A 19,464-nucleotide genomic window follows, 5' to 3' on the forward strand; every position below is an offset into this window, starting at 1 on the left:
GTACCGAAGAAGTGAACCACCCCCTGTGCTGAACGATCTCGACGAACGCATCGTGCACGCCCTCGCCGAGGACGCCCGCCGCTCCTACGCGGACATCGGGCAACTGGTCGGCCTGTCCGCACCCGCCGTGAAGCGGCGCGTGGACAGGCTGCGGGCCACCGGAGCCATCACCGGGTTCACCGTCCGGGTGGACCCGGCGGCCCTCGGCTGGGAGACGGAGGGGTACATCGAGATCTACTGCCGCAGCAACACCTCGCCGGAGACCATCCTGCGCGGTCTGGAGCGCTACCAGGAGGTCGTGGCCGCCTCCACCGTCACCGGGGACGCGGACGCCATCGCCCAGGTCTTCGCCTCCGACATGCGCCACTTCGAACGGGTCCTGGAGCGCATCGCCGGGGAGCCCTTCGTGGAGCGGACCAAGTCGGTGCTGGTGCTCTCGCCGCTGCTGCGGCGCTTCTCCTCGGGCGCTCCGGGCTGACCGGGAGCCGGGCGACCTACGGTGACCATTGCGCTCCGCGGAGCGATCCCGTAGGTTGTCCGGCACTTTCTACCGACTGGTAACCGGCAGGTGATCCATGCGTTGGCCCGTCGGCCGTCCCCGTAGCGTCCGCGCCCGCATCGTCGCCCTCGCCCTGGCTCCGGCCCTCGCCCTGACCGTGCTGTGGAGCTTCGCCATGGTCTCCGTCACCGGCGAGTTACGGGCCCTGATCCGGCTCCAGGGGGTGTACGAGGACTACGGCACCCCCGTGGACACCGCGGTCGGGCAGATCCAGATCGAGCGCCGCATGTCCGCCGCCCACCTCGGCGACCCGAGCGCGGCGGCCCCGGCGGCCGACCTCCTCGCCCAGCAGCGCCGCACCGACCGCGCGGTGGCCGCCATGCGGCGGGCGATGGCGAGCGGCGACCGGGACCGGCTGTCGGCCCGCCAGCGCCGGGCCCTGGACGCCATGGCCACCGCCACCACCAGGCTGGACGCGCTGCGCCGCGACGTGCTGTCCCGGCGGATCGGCTGGGACCGCGCCGTCACCGGGTACAGCGCCCTGGTCGAACCCGGCTTCGCCGTCCAGTCCGCGCTCACCGCCCTCCAGGCCGGACAGCTCGCCCGCGAGTCGCAGACCGTCATCGAGCTGGTGCGGGTAAGGGAGTTCGTCTCGCGGGAGGACGCCCAGGTCGCCGGAGCGCGGGCCGCGGGCACCCTCACCGCGGCCCAGTACGCCCTGCTGACCGCCACCATCGAGGACCGCCGCCTCTTCGAGCGGACCTACGCACCCGACCTGCCCGCCGACTCCCACGCCCTGTACGAGAGGTTCCGGGACGGCGACCTGCACCGGGCGCTGGAGAGGGCCGAGGACGCGCTGCTCACCGCCGGGGTCGGGGGCGCGGACCGAGCCGTAGCCGCGGACACCTGGCGGGCGGTCGCGGACCAGGCCGTGCACAGCTACATGCGGCTGTGCTCCAGCGCCGCCGAGTACTCCGCCGTCCGTGGACGTGCCTTCGCCTACCGGGAGTTGACCAAGGCCGCCGTCGTCGGCGCGGTCGGTCTGGCGGCCGCGGCGCTCTCCCTGTGGCTGGCCGTGCGCGGCGCCCGGCGCGTCTCCCGCCGGCTGGAGAACCTGCGCGACGCCGCCGACCTGCTCAGCACCCGCCAACTCCCCGACGTGATGCGGCGGCTGAGCGCGGGCGAACGCGTGGACGCGGCCGCCGAGGCCCCGCCGCTGACCGCCGACGAGGTGCGCGACGACGAGATCGGCCAGGTCGGCCGCTCCTTCAACGCCGCCCGGCTCGCCGCCGTCGAGGCCGCCGTCCACCAGGCCACGCTGCGCCGGGGCCTGTCGGCGGTGCTGCTCAACATCGCCCGCCGCAACCAGGCACTGGTGCACCGGCAGTTGAAGCTCGTCGACACCCTGGAGCGCCGCACGGACGACCCGGACGTGCTGGGGCAGCTCTTCCGGATCGACCACCTCACCACCCGGATGCGCCGCCACGCGGAGAGCCTCATCATCCTCTCCGGCGCGGCGCCCGGACGTCGTTGGCGCGGACCTGTACCCGTCGCCGACGTGGTCGCCTCGGCGGTCGGCGAGATCGAGGCGTACGCCCGCGTGGTCGTGCCGCCGATGCCGGGGGCCGGGATCGCGGCCGACGCCGTCGCCGACGTGGTGCACCTGCTCGCCGAACTGCTGGAGAACGCCACCCTGTTCTCGCCCCCGCACACCGAGGTCACCCTGCGCACCGAGCACGAGGACGGCCGGCTCGTCCTGCGCGTCGACGACCGGGGCCTCGGACTCGATGCCGGGCAGCGCGAGGAGGCGACACGCACCCTGCGCGACCCGGACGCCTTCGACCCCACCCGGCACGACCGGCTCGGCCTGTACGTCGTCGGTCGCCTCGCCGCCCGGCACGGCATCGAGGTCGGCCTCGGGGAGTCCCCCTACGGAGGCACGACCGCCACGGTGCTGCTCCCCGCAGGGGTGCTCGCGGCCGTCGAACCCACCGGGGCCCGGCCGTCGGGGCGTACGGCACCACCGCCGAGCCCCCGCAGGCCGGTGCGCGCGGCGCCCGTGCCGGTGTCCGGCCCCGCGGGCGCCCCGCTGCCCACCCGCACCCGGCAGGCGTCCCTCGCCCCCGAACTCCGCGCCCAGCCGCCGTCCCCGGAGGACACCCCGCTCGGCGCGGCCGACCCCGAGGAGATGCGCGCGCTGTTCGCCGCCTTCCAGCGGGGCCTGCACGACGGCCGCAACGGCCTGCCCGCCGACGGCGGCGCCCCCACTCCCACCGACGTCAACGTCGACGAAGGGACGGACACCGAAGATGTACGGTGACGATCTGAACCCGGAGAACCCGGCCGTGCCCCAGGGCGCGCCCGGCACCGACCTCGGCTGGCTGCTCGACGACCTCGTCTCGCGCACCGAACACGTGCGCCAGGCCGTGCTCCTCACCGCCGACGGGCTGCCGCTCAGCAGCTCCGACGGCATGCGCCGCCGCGACATCGAGCACCTGTCCGCCGTCTGCTCGGGCCTGCAGGGGCTCGCCGACTCGGCGGGGGAGCGGTTCACCGCCGGTGAGGTGCGGCAGACCATGGTCATGCTGGAGGACGCCTACCTCTTCATCACCCCCGCCGGACACGGCAGCCGGCTCGCCGTGCTGTGCGAGGCGCGCACCGACGTGGGGCAGCTCGCCCACGAGATGGCCCTCCTCGTCCGCCGCCTCGGCCGTCACCTGGACGCCGCGGCCCGCTCGGCGCCGTGACCGGTGGACGAGGAGTACTGGTACGAGGAGGACACCGGGGCGATGGTCCGCCCCTACACCGTCACCCGCGGCCGCACCCGGCCCTCGGCGCGGCACGCCATCGACCTGATGTCCCGGGTCACGGCACTGGAACCCGGCCCGGACGGCCCCGGCGTCGACCACGCCCGGGCGGCCCTGCTCGGCCATGTCCGGCGGGGGCCGCGTCCGGTGGTCGAGCTGGCGGCCGACGCCGACCTGCCCCTCACCGTCGTCCGGGTTCTCCTCGGTGACCTGGCCGAACAGGGCCTGATCCGCATCGACGCGCCCCGCCGCCTCCCGGTCCACGGCGCAGCCGCCGACCCGGAGCTGCTGCGGGAGATCGTGCGCCGACTGCGCGAGCTCTAGGCGTCATCTACGCGCGTGCATCCCTGGCACGCGCAATGAATCGCCGCCGGGGGCCGCGTCGACGCAACGAACCGCGCACCGGCGCGCAACGGGTGCTTCTTGTCCGGGTGAGCGCGCCGACCGTACCGTCTTACTGGCTTCCCGATGCCCCCCGAACCCCCATTTTCCGGTGAGGATCACGCATGCGCACCGCCCTGCTCCAGAGCTCCGGCCGCCCCGGTTCCGTCGCCGAGAACCTCAAGGTCCTCGACGAGGCCGCGGGCCGCGCCGCCGAGGCGGGCGCCGGGCTGCTGGCGGCACCGGAGATGTTCCTGACCGGGTACGCGATCGGCGGCGAGATCCCGCACCTCGCCGAGCCCGCCGACGGCGACTCGGCCGACGCGGTCGCCGACATCGCCACCCGGCACGGCCTGGCCATCGCCTACGGCTACCCCGAGCGCGACGGTGACACCGTGTACAACTCCGCCCAGATCGTCTCCGCCGAGGGCGTCCGGCTCGCGGGCTACCGCAAGACCCATCTCTTCGGCTGCTTCGAGCGCGACCACTTCACCCCGGGCGAACGGCAGGTCGTCCAGGCCGAGCTGAACGGCCTCACCGTGGGCCTGATGATCTGCTACGACGTCGAGTTCCCGGAGAACGTGCGCGCCCACGCGCTGGCCGGCACCGACCTGCTGATCGTGCCGACCGCGCAGATGCACCCGTATCAGTTCGTGCCGGAGTCGATGATCCCGGTGCGCGCCTTCGAGAACCAGATGTACGTGGCCTACGTCAACCGGGTCGGCAGGGAAGGGGAGTTCGAGTTCGTCGGGCTCACCACGCTGGCCGGCCCCGACGGCGTGGCCCGCGTCCGCGCCGGGCGCTCCGAGGCCCAGTTGGTGTTCGCCGACGCCGACCCCGCCTTCCTGGCCGCCTCCCGCGAGGCCAACCCGTACCTCGCCGACCGCCGCCCCGGCCTGTACGGGTCGCTCACCCGCGCCTCCTGAACCTCCCCCCACCAGTTCCTCGCAGTACTTCCGCGCAAGGAGTCCGTACCCCATGACGTCCACGGTGCCCAACGCCGTCGAGCACGCCGACGAGCAGCAGCCGCCGATCACCATGTTCGGCCCGGACTTCCCCTACGCCTACGACGACTTCCTCGCCCACCCGGCGGGCCTCGGCCAGATCCCGGCCACCGAGCACGGCACCGAGGTCGCCGTCATCGGCGGCGGCCTGTCCGGCATCGTCGCCGCGTACGAGCTGATGAAGATGGGCCTCAAGCCCGTCGTCTACGAGGCCGACCAGCTCGGCGGCCGGCTGCGCACCGTCGGGTTCGAGGGCTGCGACGAGTCGCTGACCGCCGAGATGGGCGCGATGCGCTTCCCGCCGTCCTCCACGGCCCTCCAGCACTACATCGACCTGGTCGGCCTGCACACCCGCCCCTTCCCCAACCCGCTGGCCGAGGGCACCCCGTCGACCGTGGTGGACCTCAAGGGCGAGTCGCACTACGCGGAGACCGTCGCCGACCTGCCCCAGGTCTACCGGGACGTCGCCGCCGCGTGGAACAAGTGCCTGGAGGAGGGCGCCGACTTCTCCGACATGAACCGCGCCATGCGCGAGCGGGACGTGCCGCGCATCCGCGAGATCTGGGCGAAGCTGGTCGAGAAGCTCGACAACCAGACCTTCTACGGCTTCCTCTGCGACTCCGAGGCGTTCAAGTCCTTCCGGCACCGCGAGATCTTCGGCCAGGTCGGCTTCGGCACCGGCGGCTGGGACACCGACTTCCCCAACTCCATCCTGGAGATCCTGCGCGTCGTCTACACCGAGGCCGACGACCACCACCGGGGCATCGTCGGCGGCTCCCAGCAGCTCCCGCTGCGCATGTGGGAGCGCGAGCCGGAGAAGATCGTCCACTGGCCCTACGGCACCTCGCTGGCCTCGCTGCACGTGAACGGCGAGCCCCGCCCGGCCGTGACCCGGCTGAACCGCACCTCGGGCAACCGGATCACGGTCACCGACGCGAACGGCGACATCCGGACCTACCAGGCGGCGATCTTCACGGCCCAGTCCTGGATGCTGCTCTCCAAGATCGCCTGCGACGACTCGCTCTTCCCGATCGACCACTGGACCGCGATCGAGCGGACCCACTACATGGAGTCCTCGAAGCTCTTCGTGCCGGTCGACCGGCCCTTCTGGCTGGACAAGGACGAGGAGACCGGCCGGGACGTCATGTCGATGACGCTCACCGACCGCATGACGCGCGGCACCTACCTGCTGGACGAGGGCCCGGACAAGCCCGCCGTCATCTGCCTCTCCTACACCTGGTGCGACGACAGCCTGAAGTGGCTGCCGCTGTCCGCGAACGAGCGGATGGAGGTCATGCTGAAGTCGCTCGGCGAGATCTACCCGAAGGTCGACATCAGGAAGCACATCATCGGCAACCCGGTGACCGTCTCCTGGGAGAACGAGCCCTACTTCATGGGCGCGTTCAAGGCCAACCTGCCCGGCCACTACCGCTACCAGCGCCGCCTGTTCACGCACTTCATGCAGGACCGGCTGCCCGAGGACAAGCGGGGCGTCTTCCTCGCCGGTGACGACATCTCCTGGACGGCCGGCTGGGCCGAGGGCGCGGTCCAGACCGCGCTGAACGCGGTCTGGGGCGTCATGCGGCACTTCGGCGGCGAGACCGACCCGACCAACCCGGGCCCCGGCGACGTCTACGACGAGATCGCGCCCGTCGAGCTGCCCGAGGACTGATCCGGGGAGGAGGCGGCCGGGTCTCAGACCCCGGCCGCCCGCGCCTTCTCGTAGACCTCGGCCGCGGTGTCCTTCAGCTCCGCCGCGTCCCGCGCGCCGGACTGGAGGTCGACGAGTATGTCCGTCATGCCGATCCGGGAGTGCTCCACCAGGTCCGCCACGATCTGGTCCACGCTTCCCTCGAAGGGCGCGCGGTCGGCGTTCTGCGCCGTCTTGGAGCGGAACACCGCGTTCACCCGCAGCACCGCGCGGAGCGGCTCCGTACGCCCCCGCTCCTCGGCCAGTTCCCGCAGCTCGCGCCACTGGGCGGCGACCTGTTCGGCGCCCTGGCTCACCGGCAGCCAGCCGTCCGCCCGGTCCACCACCCGGCGCAGCGCGCGGCCACTGCCCGCCGCCAGCAGGATCGGGATCGGCCGCGCGGGCTTCGGCCCGACCACGGCGGAGGGGATGTCCGAGATCTCGCCCCGGTGGACGACCGGATCCGGACCCCAGGCCGCCCGGCACACCGAGATGATCTCGTCCAGCACCGCGCCGCGCTCCTCGAAGGGGCGCACGCCGGAAGCCGCGTACTCGTCCAGGGACCAGCCCGTGCCGAGGCCCGCCAGGACCCGGCCGCCGCTCGCCGCGTCCAGGGTGGCCAGCGACTTGGCGAGCTGGAACGGCAGGTGCAGCGGGGCCACCAGCACGCTGGAGCCCAGCTCCGCACGCGTGGTCGCCGAGGCGGCCAGGGCGAGCGTGACCAGCGGGTCGGCCACGTGCCGGTACTGGTCCGGCCAGGGCAGACCCGGTATGCCGTACAGACCCTGGGTGGCGGGCTCCGGGACCAGGGCCCGCTCGAAGACCCACAGGCTGTCGTAGCCGATCTCCTCGGCCGCGCGCGCCACGTCGGGCACGTCCCTGCCGATATCGTACTGGCGCATCTGGGGAAGGCCGAGGCCGAGCCTGGTCGTCATACCGCTGCTCCTTCGCGTCGGGATGCCCCTTCAACGCGCGGCGATCGCCCGGCTGTTCCGTAGGTCACCCGAAGGGGTGAGTTCAGGCCGGATCAGTCGCGGAGCGGGGTGAGCAGCATCCGGCCCGCGAGGCCGACCGCCGCGTCCAGCCGGGCGGCGAACTCCTCGGCCACGTCCCCGCAGCGGCGCAGCGCCCACAGGACGCGGGCCGCCGACCAGGTGGCGTCACGGGCCCGCTCCAGGCTCCAGGAGCCCAGCAGATGGGTGATCGGATCGGCGATCTGGAGCAGGTCGGGACCCGGCATCAGATCCTCGCGGATGCGCTCCTCCAGCGCCGCGAGCAGCTCGCCCACCCGGTCGAACTCGTCCTCCAGGTCGGCCGGTTCGCACCCCAGCGCCCGGCAGGTGTCCACCACGGCGAGCGCCAGGTCGTGCCCGATGTGGGCGTTGATCCCGGCGAGTGCGAACTGCAGCGGGGTCACACCGGGATGGCGGCGGAGCTGGAACAGCGGGCGCCAGCAGGCGGGCGGCCGGCGGTCCTCGGTGACCGCGTCCACGGCCGCCAGGTAGCGCTCGGCGAACCGCACGTCCAGCGCGGCCGCCGCGCACGGGTCCGTGAACGCCCCGGTGTCCAGCCGCCGGTCCACCTCCTCGGTGACGGTGAGGTAGACCCGGTTGAACACGGCGACCCCGTCCCGCTCGGGCAGCTCCGTGCCGAGCGCGCGCATCCGGGACAGGACGGCGTCGACGGGGGTGGTGGAGTATCGCGGCAGCGCCATGGGGGAAGGGTGGCAGCCGCGCGCCGGGCGGCGGGCCGACCGGCCCGGTGCTTCGCCGGAACGAGCGAACGCCGGGCCGGACCGTGCGGCTACGCCTTGCCGGGACCCGTGGTGCCGTCCGACGACTCGTCGTAGGAGGAGGTGCCCTCGTCCAGCAGCGGTTCCTGCCCCTTCAGGTGCGCCGGGGCGAACGCGCGCAGCGCGTGGTAGCCGGTGATGACCACCAGGGTGCCCAGCGCGATGCCGCTCAGGGAGAAGGTGTCGGTGAACTTCATCGTGACGTTGCCGACGCCGATGATGATGCCCGCGGCCGCCGGGACCAGGTTCAGCGGGTTGCGCAGGTCCACCTTGCCGTGCAGCCAGATCTGGGCACCGAGCAGGCCGATCATGCCGTACAGGATGACGGTGATGCCGCCGAGGACACCGCCGGGGATCGCGGCCACCACCGCGCCGAACTTCGGGCAGACGCCGAACAGCAGGGCGAAGCAGGCGGCGGCCCAGTAGGCGGCCGTGGAGTAGACGCGGGTCGCGGCCATCACGCCGATGTTCTCGGAGTAGGTGGTGTTCGGCGGGCCGCCGACCGCCGTGGACAGCACCGAGGCGACGCCGTCCGCCGAGATCGCGGTGCCGAGCTTGTCGTCGAGCGAGTCGCCCGTCATCTCGCCGACCGCCTTGACGTGGCCCGCGTTCTCCGCGACCAGGGCGATGACGACGGGCAGCGCGACCAGGATCGCCGACCACTGGAAGGACGGCCCGTGGAAGGTGGGCAGCCCGATCCAGTCCGCCTTGGAGACGCCGGACAGGTCCAGGCGCCAGTGGTCGGTGACCTTGCCGCTCGCGTCCGTCGAGTGGATCTTGCCGAGGGTCAGGTCGAAGATCCAGGAGATGAGGTAGCCGAAGACCAGGCCCAGGAAGATGGCGATGCGCGACCAGAAGCCGCGCAGGCAGACCACGGCCAGGCCGGTGAACAGCATCACCAGCAGCGCCGTCCACTGGTCCTGCGGCCAGTACGTCGTGGCGGTCACCGGCGCCAGGTTGAAGCCGATCAGCATGACCACGGCGCCCGTGACGATGGGCGGCATCGCGGCGTGGATGATCCGCGCCCCGAACCGCTGCACGGCGAGACCCACCAGGAACAGCACCGCGCCGACGACGAGGATCGCGCCGGTCACCGTCGCGCTGGTGCCGCCGTCCGCGCGGATCACGGCGGCGACGCCCACGAAGGACAGGGAGCAGCCCAGGTAGCTGGGGACCCGGCCGCGCGTGGCGAGCAGGAAGATCACCGTCGCCACACCCGACATCATGATCGCCAGGTTGGGGTCCAGGCCCATGAGCACGGGCGCGACGAAGGAGGCTCCGAACATCGCCACGACGTGCTGGGCGCCCAGGCCCACCGTGCGCGGCCAGGTCAGCCGTTCGTCGGGGCGTACCACCGCTCCGGGTGCGGGTGATTTTCCATCACCGTGCAGTGACCATCCAATAACACCCCTACTAGTCGGCACGACGCACCGACCACTTGGGAAGGGGCTCGGCGGGGGTCCAACGCCAGATGATGCGCTGCTCACCCACAGGCCATAGCTCGATGCGGGTGATGATTCGGCTCAGAAGAAGTCGCTTGGATGGCACGTCGATAGTGTCCCATTCCTCGATCAGGCCAGCGACCACGTCCCGGAACGGTAGGGGGGACGTGGGCTCGGGCTCGTCGGGCTCGTCCAGCTCGGCAAGCTTGGCCTTCGCCTCATCCCGGTTCTTCTGATGCTCGACCCGTGTCCTCAGATAGGTGTCGCGGTCGACGTCGCCAAGGGCGTACGCGTTGAAGGCTCGGTCCAGAGCACTCGTCGCCCGTTCGAGCGTGGCCGTGAGACGCGCGCGCACGAGTTCCAAGTCGGGCTCGCGGCGAGGCTCGGGGATGACTACCTGTCCGGCCGCTATGTCGTCGATCTCGGCGAGCACCTCGTCGAGATCGTCCCGCACTTGTTTTTCGAGCATCCATCGCGTGGCCCAGACCGGTTCGTGATCCGTTCCCTTACGCGCGCGTGCGTTGCAGCGGTACCCCTTCGCTGGCCTCTCGGCGCTGCCGGTGGTCTGGGCCTTGCTGCCGCACAGGCCGCACCAGATCAGCCCAGACAGCGGGTAGACAGCCCGGAGGGCGCGGCGGGGCGTGTTGGCCCGCTCGGCGCGCATGGCGCGGAAGGCGTCCCACAGATCCCCGTCGATCGCCGCCTCGTGCTCGGCCGCCATGAAGACGAGATGAGCAGGCTTCTGGCAGCGGCCGGGCTCGCCGCAGATTGCCTCGGGGTTGTGTACGCGCAGGACGCCGGCGGGGAACGCCGAGTCGAGGAATCCCCGCACTGTCTGGTCGAGCCACACCGATCCGCGGGCCGTTCGCATTCCCAGGTCGTTCCAGCGCTGGGCGAGCTTGCTGAACCCGGTCACGCCCTTGGTGTACTCGGTGTACGCCTCGTGGATCAGCTCGGCCTCAGTGGGCCGCAGCTCGTACCATTCCTCTTGGGTCGTGAAGCCACCGCGGTTGTCCGGGATGCGGCGGGGGTGCCAGGTGTAGCCGAACCGCCGGCCGCCCGATGAGGGAAGCCCGAGCTTCCTGCGTAGGGCGTGGGTCTCCTTCCAGATTTCGCCAGCCCTGTCGGACTCGAAGGCGGCGACCTCAAGGAGCATGCCGCGGGTGAAGCGGCCAACGGCGGTCTTGGAGTCGACATCCTCGGTGGCGCTGACGAGCTCGCCGCCGACGTTCTCGATCCGGGCGAGGTTGATGGCGACGCCATGCCTGTTGCGGCCGAATCGGCTGAACTTCCAGGACCACAGTTCACGCTCGGGGCGTTCAGGGTCCTCGATGATTTCGATCGCCTGCATCACCCGGCGCTTGAAATTTCGGCCGGTGTCGTCTGGGTCGATGACCCATTCGGCGACGTACCGGCCGCGACGAGCGGCCGCATCCTCGACGACGCTTTTCTGAATGTCGACGCTGATCATTTCCTCGCGCCATGTGGACACGCGGGCGTATCCAATGACGGGGATAAGGTCCCCATTCGGGATGGATGAAACATTGGGTACGTAGAGGCTACGAATTGCACCCACGCGTGTTTACCCCCAAATCACGACGCGCTGCCTTTGGTCCGGGCTGCAGACGTGGCGCGGGTGCCCGGCAGTTGCACGACCTGGCCGGCGCCCGCACCCGTACCCGTCTGGTTATGGCTGTCGAACATGGCAGCTCTCCACCCCATCCGCGTGTACCGGTCCCGCTCTGCTTGCGACAGTCGGGCCATACGCGCCTGATGGGCCATCACTCTCGCTGCTGTGCGGCGCTGATGGACGAGCAGAAGTCCGGCCATGCCGATGATGAGCAGAGCCATTCCCGCTCGATACGGCGTGGCCTCACGGGTGGCGATCCCGTAGCTGATCAGCGCGGCCCCCACTGCCGCCGCTGCGCTGGACAGAATGCCTATCGCCCACTGCGCCCGCATGTGTCACCCCTCTGCAGCAGCACCCCCCGTGGCACTGCCTCCGTCTGATGGCCCATGACGTCGCATGGACCGGACCATGGTCGTGAACCAATTCAGGTCTTCATCTGGCACGCCAGCGAGCGCCGCGATCTCCTCGGGCGTCAAGCGCATGTCGGACGATACCTGCCAATGGCCGGTTTCTGCCTCGCCAACCGGAAATCCCTGTTCCGCATGAAAGTCGCCGGGCTCAGCCTTCCCCGTGCGCACGAGGAATTCCTGCAGGGATAGACCTAGATGTCGGGCTAGTCGCCGCTGGGAGTCATAGTCGGGAACCTGCGCATCTCTCAAAATCCTGTTGATCGTCGACCCAGCTAGACCCGTCTCACGGGCGAGCTTGGCCTGTCCTCCTCCACGGGGGCTCGTGACGTCGTATCCCTGCTCTGTAAGAACTCCTGTCAGCCACACAAGCCACGTTGGCCTCTGTGCCTCTCCGCCGCTGGCGGGCTCGTCGTTGTCTCGTCTCCGCATACGCGCAGGCTACCGCCGATGGAACGTCCATATGTCGATGTTCCATCGACGGAAGAAAGGCACAAGGGCTGCTGTGGGCAACCTTTTGCCGTTCTCGCTGCTCGGGACCATCTAAGGACATGCGTTCGAACAGCGCAATCGAACAAGAAGATCTTGATCCTTCCTTCCGTCGAAGGAAGGACTGTGCTAGCTTCCTTCCATCGATGGAACTTCCGCCGATGGAAGGAACACGTTGTGTACATCATCCGACTGCGCACCGTGCAGTACGACGAACTTGCCGAGAGTAACGGCCACTTGACTTACGGGCAGCGGGCGGTCGCCGCCGGCCTCGGGGCCGGCACCATCCACCGCCTGCGGAACGGGGGGCCCGCCTCCGCGACGGCCGTCGCCGCGATCTGCGTCGCCTACGGCGTGGAGTTCGGCGACGTCTTCGAGGTGACCCCGGCCGCGGCCCCCGCGCTCAAGAGCCCGGCGGCCGCCTGATGACCGCGACGCCCACCCGCGAGGAGTGCATCCGCGGGGCCGCCGAGGTGCTGGTCAGCGCCGTTCGCCTGCGGGCGTCCCGCACGCCCCGAGAGGCCGCCCAGGCGGCGTACTACCCGGGCCACCCGCTGGGCTCCGTCGAGGCGATCGAGGCCGAGATCATCCGGCGCCGCCAGCGGCACGCTGCGCTGGCCGAGCTGCCGCTCGCCGCCTAGGCCCGCACAGACCAAAGGGCCGTCCCGCAACGGCCAAGGAGCGAGGCGACCCAGGGGCGCAAGCCCCACTCATCCAGCTAGGAAGAAAGGGAGGCCCGCGCCATGAGCGCTCAGCCTACCGAACGCCCCCTCAGCAACTGGGACCGCGAGGCCATCGGCGAACTCGCCGTGTCCGCCCTGGTCGACTACCTGCCCCTGCCCGTCGGCGCGATGACGCCGCGCGCTGACGCCGTGCACATCACCGTCGTCAGCTCCCGCGAACTGGCCCTGTGGGTCTGGGAGCTGGGCGGCCGCATCGACAAGGGCCCCAGCTCCGGCGGCGTCACGCTGTGGACGCTGTACACCGAGACCCCCGAGCGGGGCACCAAGGGCGCCCCGGTCCTGATCCGCGTGCACGTCGCCGTCGTCGACGGCGAGGACGTGCTCGCCGAGGTGCGACCGGGGGCCGGCCGATGACGACCCGTACCGAGCACGCCGCCCGGATCATCGCGGGCGCGTTCGTCCACGGCACCTCGACCGACCCGGCGCTCGACGCGGCCCGCGCCCTCGACGACGCGCGCCTGCTCGCGCCCGACGAGCTGCCGGGCCGGTTGTCCCGGCCCACGCCGAGCCCCGCCGCCGTGAAATTGCTCGCCGAGTGCCGCCAGGCGCAGGCGGCCGCGCGCACCGCGTCCGTGGAGACGGCGGGCATGCCCGGTGAGCCGACTGTGACGGCGCTCCGGGGCGAGGTGACCATCGTCGTCCACCCGCGCACGCTGGCGGACTGGAAGGCGTGGATGCACACCCTCAACACGGGTGACTCCCGCGGGGACTCGACCGGCACGGCCATGGTTGTGCGCTGCACGTACGGGGGTGTCCGGACCCGCCTCGTCGGCGTCGGCGTGCCCGCGCTGTACGGGCAGATCACGGCGTCCCGCGTTGTGGCGGCGGGGGGTGCCCGATGAGCAAGCGCCCGAAGAACACGCCCGTCGACGGGCCGTTCCGGATCACCGTCGAGTCGATCCCGACCGGCGTGACCCTCGACGTCGAGGCATTCGTGCAGCACGTCGTGACCGACGTCGTCACCGCGCTGCTGACCGACGACCACTTCGCCGACCGGCTCGGCGACCTGTACGAGGCGCTGCCCGTCGACCCGCATGCGGTGCTGCGGCCGGGCGACCTCGGGTTCGAGTCGCTCGTCGCCGACCTGGTCGCCGTGGCCGGCACCAAGCTGCCGGTGTACGGCAGGCAGGGGCTGGCGCTGGCCGACCGGATCAGGCGGCTCGCGGCGGTGGCCGTGGCTGTTGGGATGGCCACCAAGGGCGGTGCGGCCGCGTGAGCGACACCCCGATGACGTCCGAGCAGATGCAGGCTCGGCTGGCCGAGTTGGAGTCGCAGCGTGCGGCGCTCGCGGTCCGGCTTCGGGCGGGTCAGAAGTGGCAGCAGGGACGCACTCCGCCCCTGGTCACGCAGGACTACGTCGGACAGGACGAGCTGCGGGCGATCTTCGACATCGCGCTGACCCCGCCGTGGGAGGCATCCGCCGAGGACCCGTGCCACCCGTGCGGCTGCCCGAAGCGATTCAACGGCCATGCGTGGGGTTGCCCCACGGCCGACGGGATCACACGACGGATCGCGCCGACGCAAGCCCTCGCCGAGGACGCCGCCCGCGAAGTCGCGGCGCTCACCGCGCAGATGGCGCTCACGTCCGAGTTCCGTGTGCCGCTTCCTGCGGGCGTCGGCGGCGGGTACGGCGAGATCGTCGTGCGCCGCGAGGCCGCCGACTCTGACCGGTGGGCCGTGACCGACGGCGCGCTGACCGGGCTGCGGGCGTGGCGGGACCCGGACGGCTGGCAGTACGTCTCCGAGATCGGCCGCGCCGAGGCGTTCGTGTACTCGCTCGACGAGGCCCTCGACATCGCCGAGGAGGTCGCGGAGATCGAGGGCGAGCTGCACGCGAAGCGGATCGCCGCGCACGGCAAGGGTGGTGAGCAGCGATGAACCCGCACACCGAGATGCTGCGCGAGATCGCCGTCATGGCCGAGGAATACGCCCGGGACTTCGGGCGGGGCGCCACGGCAGTCGAGTTCGCGCTGTACCTGCGCACCGCTGCGGACGCAGAGGAGAAGGGCACCCGCGGCGGATCGCCGCACCAGGGCGAGCCCACTCCCACGGTCACCCGCGCGTGGCAGTGCGAGCGCATCGGCGCCTTCTTCCGGTGCGCGAGCGCTGGCCGGCGCACTGCTGCAGAGATGCGGGGCACCACGTGACCGACCCGAAATGGGCCGTCGCCACCGAGCGGGGTCGCTACTACCGCGACCCCGCCGGGGGGCCGGACCTGATCAGCATCACGAACGCCCTGTCGGCCATCGCCAAGCCTGCGTTGCTGCCGTGGGCCGCCGGGATGGCTGCCGACCAGGTGCTCGCCGACCCGATCGGTGTCGCCCGTCGGGCCCGCACCGAGCCGGCCGCGCTGCGCACCGCGCTCGTCGCCGCGCACCGGCAGTACACCGAGCGGGCGCAGAACCTTGGCACCCGCGTGCACCTGCGCGCGGTCGCCCTGGTGCTGAACACGCCGTACCCGTACGACGAAGAGGTCGAGCCGTACGCGGTGCAGCTCGCCGCCTTCTACCGGCTGTGGCGCGTCGACTTCGACCGCGACATCGAGGCCGTCGAGACGACCGTCATGCACCGCCACCACGGCTACGCCGGGACCGGCGACGTGTGGCTGTGGCTCCCGACCGGCCGGTTCCGGCGCCGTCAGCTCTGGCTCGTCGACTACAAGACCAGCGCGAAGAAGCCGGCCGACACGGTGTACGACGAGCAGCCGCTGCAGCTCGCCGCGCTGCGGCACGCGCCCGAGTGGCTGCTGCCCGACGACACGTCCGAGCCCGCCCCGCGGGTCCACCGCACGGCACTGCTGAACCTGCGGCCGCGCTCGCACCGGCTGATCGAAGTGCCCTCCGGCCGGGAGCAGTTCCGCGCGTTCCTCGGTGCCACGCGTACCGCCCGATACCTGCACGACGCGCCCGCGTCGTACCCCACGGTGCTGCCGCCGTGGGCGCCGGGCGCCGACCGAAAGGCAGCGTGAGCATGGGCTCCCGCATCATGACCATGAAGCGGGCGGGCGCCGAACTCGGCCGCATCCGCACCGGATACAGCACCCCTCACCCCGACCCGAAGAAGCGGGCGATCGCGCAGCGCAGTGCGACGTTCATCCTGTCGTCGCACTCGCGCGACTATGTCGAGCGGGCCGCCGCTCTGTACGGCGGCATCGTCGAGGAGTGGACCCCGCAGGGCTCGAAGATCGAGCAGTTCCGGGTGATCACCGAGGCGCGCGAGCTGCGGGCGATCCTGCCGCCCGGCGACCCGCTGTCGCAGGACAACGAGCTGTGGACCGGGGGCGGTTGCGCCCGGCGCTGCGACGGGATCACCGAGAAACTGTCGCGCCGGCCGTGCCTGTGCCTCGCCGAACACGGCGAGCAGTGGCACGAGCAGCCCGCGGGCACCGTGTGCAAGCCGACTTCGCGCCTGAACGTGATGCTCGCCGACCTCCCCGACTTCGGTGTGTGGCGGTTGGAGACGCACTCGTACTACGCCGCCGACGCCATGGCGGGCGGGATCGACGCCGTGCTCGCGGCGACCGACGGCAAGTCGCCCATGCCGCTGCGCATGTGGATCGAGCAGCGCGAGGTGAAGCGCAAGGGCAAGACGAAGCGCTTCCCGGTCGTCATGGTGGTTCCCGCGATCCCGTCGCTGCGCCACGCCCTGTCGGGCCCGCTGTCCATGGCGGCCGCCCTCGACCCGGCGACGATCGAGCGGCCTGCCATCGCCGCGGCGCCGGCCGAGGTGCCCGACTACCTCGAAGAGGCGCGTAAGTGCCGCACGTCCGACGAGGTGCGGCAGGTGTGGCACAAGGCCAATCGCGCCGGGCACGTCGCCCGCGACGGGTCCGATGAGCTGTCGCGCGACCTCATGCGGATCGCCGAGGACATCGACCAGGGGATCGACCCGCAGACCGGTGACGTCGGCGGCCAGGACGACGACGAGGGCGTCGTCGACGCCGAGTTCGTTGACGACGAGCCCCCGGCCGACGCCCATGGCGTCGACGTCGGCAGCAGCACGTTGAGCGCGTGGCCGGACGCCGCGCAGCCCGGATCGGGGGCCCGCCGATGACGTGGCACCTGGGCCGACTGGCCGCGTTCGATCTGGAGACGACCGGTGTCGACGTCGAGAACGACCGGATCGTGACCGCCGCCGTGCACGGGCTCGGCGGTGGGCAGCCGGTCGAGCCGCACGACTGGTTCGTGAACCCCGACGTCGACATCCCCGCCGAGGCCACCGCCGTGCACGGCATCAGCACCGCCGAGGCGCAGGCCAAGGGCGAGCCCGCCAAGGGCGCGGTGGACTACATCACCGAGGTACTCGTCTCCTACGCCGACCAGGAGGCGACCGTCGTCGGGCACAACGTCGTGTACGACCTGACGCTGCTCGACCGCGAGTGCCGCCGCTACGGTCTGCCGACCCTGCAGGACCGGCTCGGCATGCGCCCGCTGCACGTCATCGACACGGCCGTGCTCGACAAGCACGCCGACCCGTACCGCAAGCGGGTGTCGGAGAAGCAGGGGCCGAGGCAGCTCATCACTCTCGCGCAGGTCTACGAACTGCCGTGGGACGACGACCAGGCGCACGGCTGCTCGTACGACGCGCTTGTCGCCGCGCGGATCGCGCATCGGATCGGGACGCTCGCGCACACGCCGCGCGAGGACTGGCCGGACCGGATCAAGGCCGTGCGCCGGCCGCGCTACGGCGACTTCTGCGGGCTGTCGGTCGCCGAGCTGCACGCCCGGCAGGTCGAGCTCGCCGCCGAGCAGGCCGCCGGGCTGCAGGCCCATTTCCGCAAGACCGACCCCGAGGCGCGCGTCGACGGCTCGTGGCCGCTGCGCCCCTGGGTCGAGCCGTCGAGCACTGAGGAGCCCGCATGATCGGCGACCGTTTCCGCTTCGTGGACCTGGCCGAGCACCCGGTGGTGGTGCTCATCGACGACCAGGGCAACGCCACCATCGAGGGCGAGGACAGGGTCTGCCCGCTGATCCTGGCCGAGGTCATGTTCCGGATCGCCCTGTTCTACGAGGCCGCGCACGAGAACGCCGTCTGTCGGCCGACCTCGCGCGCCGAACGTGCCCTTGAGCCCCTGCAGGAGCAGGCCGCCACCCTCGACCGCGAGTTCGCGGTGTGGACGGACGGCACCGGCCATGCCTGGGACCTGACCTGCGACTGGGTCGACGCTTACGGGCGTGCCTGGCAGTGGACGGGCGACCTCGACCAGGTCTCGGGTATCCCGCTGATGCGGACCGAGTACCGCACCGACGTGCAGTCGCTCGACGTGCTGCGCGAGGTGTGCGGGCCGATCTCGCCGGCGCGGAACCGGGGTGCGGCGTGACGATCCCCGGACTGATCGCGCCCGGTTCCCTCGGCCTCGACGACCAGCGCCGCATGCCGCTCGGGGTGCGCATCATGGGTCTCGACGTGTCGATCACCTCGACCGGGGTGGCCCGTGTCGACGGCTCGACGTTCCGGATCAAGACGCGGCTCAAGGACCGCCACAAGCGGGTCACGCAGATCCGTGACCGACTGGCGATCGAGGTCGCCGAGCAGCGCCCGCACCTGGCTGTGATCGAGGACCTGCCGATGATCACGGGGCGGATGAGCATCGCCAACCTGAAGGCGATCGCTGGCCTGCACGGCGTGGTGCTGTCGGTGTTCATCGACGCCGACGTGCCGTGGGCGTACATCCCGCCGTCGACGCTCAAGGCGTTCGCGTGCGACAACGGCAAGGCGGACAAGGCCGATATGCAGGCGGCCGCGTACCTCGCGGACGGCGTCGAGTTCGCCGACGACAAGGGCGGCGACCAGGCCGACGCGTGGTGGCTGCGGGCGGCGGGCTACGACTGGGCAGGGCGGCCGCTGTTCACGATGCCGCAGGCCCAGCGCGACTACCTCTCCAAGGGTGAGTGGCCCGACCTGTACCGGCAGCGGTACGTGCTGGGGGCCGACGCATGATCGAGATCACCGTGCGCCTCACCTCGGGCGCCGCCGCCCGCACCCTCGCCGAGCTGCTGCGCACCGCCGCGTCCGAGCAGGCCGACGTCGGGCAGGCACGGCACTGGCGGGGCGTCGCCCGGCAGCTCGACTGCATGGTGCGCCCGCCCCGGCCGCTGCACCGAGTGCAGCGCCCGCAGCGCCCCGACATCGACGACGCCGCGGTGCGCCGCGTCGTGGACGGGATCAGCCCGCTGCCCGTGCTCACGCGGGACGAGGCCCGGCTCGCGTGCTGGCACCTCACCCAGCGCGGGCACAGCGCGGCCGAGATCGCCGACCGGGTCCGTGTGGTGCCGCGCACCGTGGCCCGCTGGCGGGCTGAGGCGAAGTGAATGGGCTCGGGCCGACGATCGGCAACCCGCACCCCGGCTACGGGCTGCGGGTCCGCCTCGACAGCAAGGCGAAGGATCTCGCCGCCGCCGACTTCTGGTGCCCCTGCGGGCACGCCGAGGACGCCGTCGGTCACGCCGAGGTCGAGGCCCTGGTGATCCGGTACGGCCGGCACCGCCGCGACGCCTGCCCGAACCCCGAGATCCGAGCAGCGGCCGCCCGCCAGTACGCGGCGCTGCAGCACTCCATGAGTAAGCGAAAGAGGAAGTGA

General features: G+C 71.6%; 25 protein-coding genes. 20 read left to right on the forward strand and 5 right to left on the reverse strand.

Features of this window, described 5'->3' with window-relative positions:
• The first annotated feature begins 25 nt into the window (after positions 1 to 25).
• The 6 genes from HEK131_RS10440 to HEK131_RS10465 all read left to right on the forward strand — a co-directional run bounded on the left by HEK131_RS10440 (position 26) and on the right by HEK131_RS10465 (position 6,363).
• Positions 26 to 478, forward strand: coding sequence for an Lrp/AsnC family transcriptional regulator (locus tag HEK131_RS10440; RefSeq protein WP_030810550.1), 453 nt, complete (start codon positions 26 to 28; stop codon positions 476 to 478).
• Between the two features lie 97 nt (positions 479 to 575).
• Complete coding sequence (locus tag HEK131_RS10445; RefSeq protein ID WP_244334458.1) at positions 576 to 2,819, forward strand: sensor histidine kinase; 2,244 nt, start codon at positions 576 to 578, stop codon at positions 2,817 to 2,819.
• Positions 2,809 to 3,246: a roadblock/LC7 domain-containing protein gene (locus HEK131_RS10450; RefSeq protein ID WP_217460944.1), complete on the forward strand. Its 438-nt coding sequence runs from the start codon at positions 2,809 to 2,811 to the stop codon at positions 3,244 to 3,246. The genes HEK131_RS10445 and HEK131_RS10450 overlap by 11 nt, the downstream gene beginning before the upstream one ends.
• 3 nt (positions 3,247 to 3,249) lie before the next feature.
• Positions 3,250 to 3,630, forward strand: a complete 381-nt coding sequence (locus HEK131_RS10455) for a DUF742 domain-containing protein (RefSeq protein ID WP_244334459.1) — start codon at positions 3,250 to 3,252, stop codon at positions 3,628 to 3,630.
• A gap of 182 nt (positions 3,631 to 3,812) precedes the next feature.
• The gene (locus HEK131_RS10460; RefSeq protein WP_244334460.1) at positions 3,813 to 4,613 is read left to right on the forward strand and encodes a carbon-nitrogen hydrolase family protein; all 801 of its coding nucleotides are present in this window, start codon (positions 3,813 to 3,815) and stop codon (positions 4,611 to 4,613) included.
• A gap of 52 nt (positions 4,614 to 4,665) precedes the next feature.
• Positions 4,666 to 6,363, forward strand: a complete 1,698-nt coding sequence (locus tag HEK131_RS10465; RefSeq protein WP_244334461.1) for a flavin monoamine oxidase family protein — start codon at positions 4,666 to 4,668, stop codon at positions 6,361 to 6,363.
• A gap of 23 nt (positions 6,364 to 6,386) precedes the next feature.
• Here HEK131_RS10465 and HEK131_RS10470 read toward each other — a convergent pair whose 3' ends face one another.
• The 5 genes from HEK131_RS10470 to HEK131_RS10490 all read right to left on the reverse strand — a co-directional run bounded on the left by HEK131_RS10470 (position 6,387) and on the right by HEK131_RS10490 (position 11,577).
• Positions 6,387 to 7,316, reverse strand: coding sequence for an LLM class F420-dependent oxidoreductase (locus tag HEK131_RS10470; RefSeq protein ID WP_244334462.1), 930 nt, complete (start codon positions 7,314 to 7,316; stop codon positions 6,387 to 6,389).
• A gap of 92 nt (positions 7,317 to 7,408) precedes the next feature.
• A complete protein-coding gene (locus HEK131_RS10475; protein WP_244334463.1) occupies positions 7,409 to 8,095 on the reverse strand; it encodes a DUF5995 family protein in 687 nt (228 codons plus the stop codon).
• Positions 8,096 to 8,184: 89 nt separating this feature from the next.
• Positions 8,185 to 9,576, reverse strand: a complete 1,392-nt coding sequence (locus tag HEK131_RS10480; RefSeq protein WP_244451978.1) for a uracil-xanthine permease family protein — start codon at positions 9,574 to 9,576, stop codon at positions 8,185 to 8,187.
• A gap of 10 nt (positions 9,577 to 9,586) precedes the next feature.
• Positions 9,587 to 11,191 carry a recombinase family protein gene (locus tag HEK131_RS10485; protein ID WP_279614249.1) on the reverse strand — a complete coding sequence of 535 codons (1,605 nt, stop codon included), beginning with the start codon at positions 11,189 to 11,191 and terminating at the stop codon, positions 9,587 to 9,589.
• A gap of 17 nt (positions 11,192 to 11,208) precedes the next feature.
• The gene (locus HEK131_RS10490) at positions 11,209 to 11,577 is read right to left on the reverse strand and encodes a hypothetical protein (RefSeq protein WP_244334465.1); all 369 of its coding nucleotides are present in this window, start codon (positions 11,575 to 11,577) and stop codon (positions 11,209 to 11,211) included.
• Between the two features lie 741 nt (positions 11,578 to 12,318).
• Between HEK131_RS10490 and HEK131_RS10495 the strand changes: the two genes are divergently transcribed.
• The 14 genes from HEK131_RS10495 (at position 12,319) to HEK131_RS10560 (ending at position 19,464) form a co-directional block, all read left to right on the forward strand.
• The gene (locus HEK131_RS10495; protein WP_244334466.1) at positions 12,319 to 12,567 is read left to right on the forward strand and encodes a helix-turn-helix domain-containing protein; all 249 of its coding nucleotides are present in this window, start codon (positions 12,319 to 12,321) and stop codon (positions 12,565 to 12,567) included.
• On the forward strand, positions 12,567 to 12,782 hold the full coding sequence (locus HEK131_RS10500; RefSeq protein ID WP_244334467.1) for a hypothetical protein: 216 nt from the start codon (positions 12,567 to 12,569) through the stop codon (positions 12,780 to 12,782). Before HEK131_RS10495 ends, HEK131_RS10500 begins: the two co-directional genes overlap by 1 nt.
• A 102-nt stretch (positions 12,783 to 12,884) precedes the next feature.
• Positions 12,885 to 13,238 (forward strand): hypothetical protein, encoded by a 354-nt coding sequence (locus HEK131_RS10505; RefSeq protein WP_244334468.1) that lies wholly within the window; start codon positions 12,885 to 12,887, stop codon positions 13,236 to 13,238.
• Complete coding sequence (locus tag HEK131_RS10510; protein ID WP_244334469.1) at positions 13,235 to 13,726, forward strand: hypothetical protein; 492 nt, start codon at positions 13,235 to 13,237, stop codon at positions 13,724 to 13,726. Before HEK131_RS10505 ends, HEK131_RS10510 begins: the two co-directional genes overlap by 4 nt.
• Positions 13,723 to 14,100, forward strand: coding sequence for a hypothetical protein (locus tag HEK131_RS10515; protein WP_244334470.1), 378 nt, complete (start codon positions 13,723 to 13,725; stop codon positions 14,098 to 14,100). The genes HEK131_RS10510 and HEK131_RS10515 overlap by 4 nt, the downstream gene beginning before the upstream one ends.
• Positions 14,097 to 14,762, forward strand: a complete 666-nt coding sequence (locus HEK131_RS10520) for a hypothetical protein (protein WP_244334471.1) — start codon at positions 14,097 to 14,099, stop codon at positions 14,760 to 14,762. Before HEK131_RS10515 ends, HEK131_RS10520 begins: the two co-directional genes overlap by 4 nt.
• Complete coding sequence (locus tag HEK131_RS10525; protein ID WP_244334472.1) at positions 14,759 to 15,031, forward strand: hypothetical protein; 273 nt, start codon at positions 14,759 to 14,761, stop codon at positions 15,029 to 15,031. Before HEK131_RS10520 ends, HEK131_RS10525 begins: the two co-directional genes overlap by 4 nt.
• Complete coding sequence (locus HEK131_RS10530; RefSeq protein ID WP_244334473.1) at positions 15,028 to 15,852, forward strand: hypothetical protein; 825 nt, start codon at positions 15,028 to 15,030, stop codon at positions 15,850 to 15,852. Before HEK131_RS10525 ends, HEK131_RS10530 begins: the two co-directional genes overlap by 4 nt.
• A gap of 2 nt (positions 15,853 to 15,854) precedes the next feature.
• Positions 15,855 to 16,937, forward strand: coding sequence for a hypothetical protein (locus HEK131_RS10535; protein WP_244451979.1), 1,083 nt, complete (start codon positions 15,855 to 15,857; stop codon positions 16,935 to 16,937).
• Entirely contained in the window at positions 16,934 to 17,746 is an 813-nt protein-coding gene (locus tag HEK131_RS10540) for an exonuclease domain-containing protein (protein ID WP_244334474.1), read from the forward strand. Before HEK131_RS10535 ends, HEK131_RS10540 begins: the two co-directional genes overlap by 4 nt.
• On the forward strand, positions 17,743 to 18,204 hold the full coding sequence (locus tag HEK131_RS10545; RefSeq protein ID WP_244334475.1) for a phiSA1p31-related protein: 462 nt from the start codon (positions 17,743 to 17,745) through the stop codon (positions 18,202 to 18,204). Before HEK131_RS10540 ends, HEK131_RS10545 begins: the two co-directional genes overlap by 4 nt.
• Complete coding sequence (locus HEK131_RS10550) at positions 18,201 to 18,824, forward strand: hypothetical protein (protein ID WP_244334476.1); 624 nt, start codon at positions 18,201 to 18,203, stop codon at positions 18,822 to 18,824. Before HEK131_RS10545 ends, HEK131_RS10550 begins: the two co-directional genes overlap by 4 nt.
• Entirely contained in the window at positions 18,821 to 19,195 is a 375-nt protein-coding gene (locus HEK131_RS10555; protein WP_244334477.1) for a hypothetical protein, read from the forward strand. Before HEK131_RS10550 ends, HEK131_RS10555 begins: the two co-directional genes overlap by 4 nt.
• On the forward strand, positions 19,192 to 19,464 hold the full coding sequence (locus HEK131_RS10560; RefSeq protein ID WP_244334478.1) for a hypothetical protein: 273 nt from the start codon (positions 19,192 to 19,194) through the stop codon (positions 19,462 to 19,464). Before HEK131_RS10555 ends, HEK131_RS10560 begins: the two co-directional genes overlap by 4 nt.

It is taken from the genome of Streptomyces seoulensis, from assembly GCF_022846655.1.
Lineage (GTDB): Bacteria > Actinomycetota > Actinomycetes > Streptomycetales > Streptomycetaceae > Streptomyces.

Excerpts from the sequence above, each read along its gene's own strand:
- HEK131_RS10445 (WP_244334458.1), top strand. The coding sequence starts at position 576 with ATGCGTTGGCCCGTCGGCCGTCCCCGTAGCGTCCGCGCCCGCATCGTC.
- HEK131_RS10450 (WP_217460944.1), top strand. The coding sequence starts at position 2,809 with ATGTACGGTGACGATCTGAACCCGGAGAACCCGGCCGTGCCCCAGGGC.
- HEK131_RS10460 (WP_244334460.1), top strand. The coding sequence starts at position 3,813 with ATGCGCACCGCCCTGCTCCAGAGCTCCGGCCGCCCCGGTTCCGTCGCC.
- HEK131_RS10465 (WP_244334461.1), top strand. The coding sequence starts at position 4,666 with ATGACGTCCACGGTGCCCAACGCCGTCGAGCACGCCGACGAGCAGCAG.
- HEK131_RS10470 (WP_244334462.1), bottom strand. The coding sequence starts at position 7,316 with ATGACGACCAGGCTCGGCCTCGGCCTTCCCCAGATGCGCCAGTACGAT.
- HEK131_RS10475 (WP_244334463.1), bottom strand. The coding sequence starts at position 8,095 with ATGGCGCTGCCGCGATACTCCACCACCCCCGTCGACGCCGTCCTGTCC.
- HEK131_RS10490 (WP_244334465.1), bottom strand. The coding sequence starts at position 11,577 with ATGCGGGCGCAGTGGGCGATAGGCATTCTGTCCAGCGCAGCGGCGGCA.
- HEK131_RS10500 (WP_244334467.1), top strand. The coding sequence starts at position 12,567 with ATGACCGCGACGCCCACCCGCGAGGAGTGCATCCGCGGGGCCGCCGAG.
- HEK131_RS10505 (WP_244334468.1), top strand. The coding sequence starts at position 12,885 with ATGAGCGCTCAGCCTACCGAACGCCCCCTCAGCAACTGGGACCGCGAG.
- HEK131_RS10510 (WP_244334469.1), top strand. The coding sequence starts at position 13,235 with ATGACGACCCGTACCGAGCACGCCGCCCGGATCATCGCGGGCGCGTTC.
- HEK131_RS10515 (WP_244334470.1), top strand. The coding sequence starts at position 13,723 with ATGAGCAAGCGCCCGAAGAACACGCCCGTCGACGGGCCGTTCCGGATC.
- HEK131_RS10525 (WP_244334472.1), top strand. The coding sequence starts at position 14,759 with ATGAACCCGCACACCGAGATGCTGCGCGAGATCGCCGTCATGGCCGAG.
- HEK131_RS10535 (WP_244451979.1), top strand. The coding sequence starts at position 15,855 with ATGGGCTCCCGCATCATGACCATGAAGCGGGCGGGCGCCGAACTCGGC.
- HEK131_RS10540 (WP_244334474.1), top strand. The coding sequence starts at position 16,934 with ATGACGTGGCACCTGGGCCGACTGGCCGCGTTCGATCTGGAGACGACC.
- HEK131_RS10545 (WP_244334475.1), top strand. The coding sequence starts at position 17,743 with ATGATCGGCGACCGTTTCCGCTTCGTGGACCTGGCCGAGCACCCGGTG.
- HEK131_RS10555 (WP_244334477.1), top strand. The coding sequence starts at position 18,821 with ATGATCGAGATCACCGTGCGCCTCACCTCGGGCGCCGCCGCCCGCACC.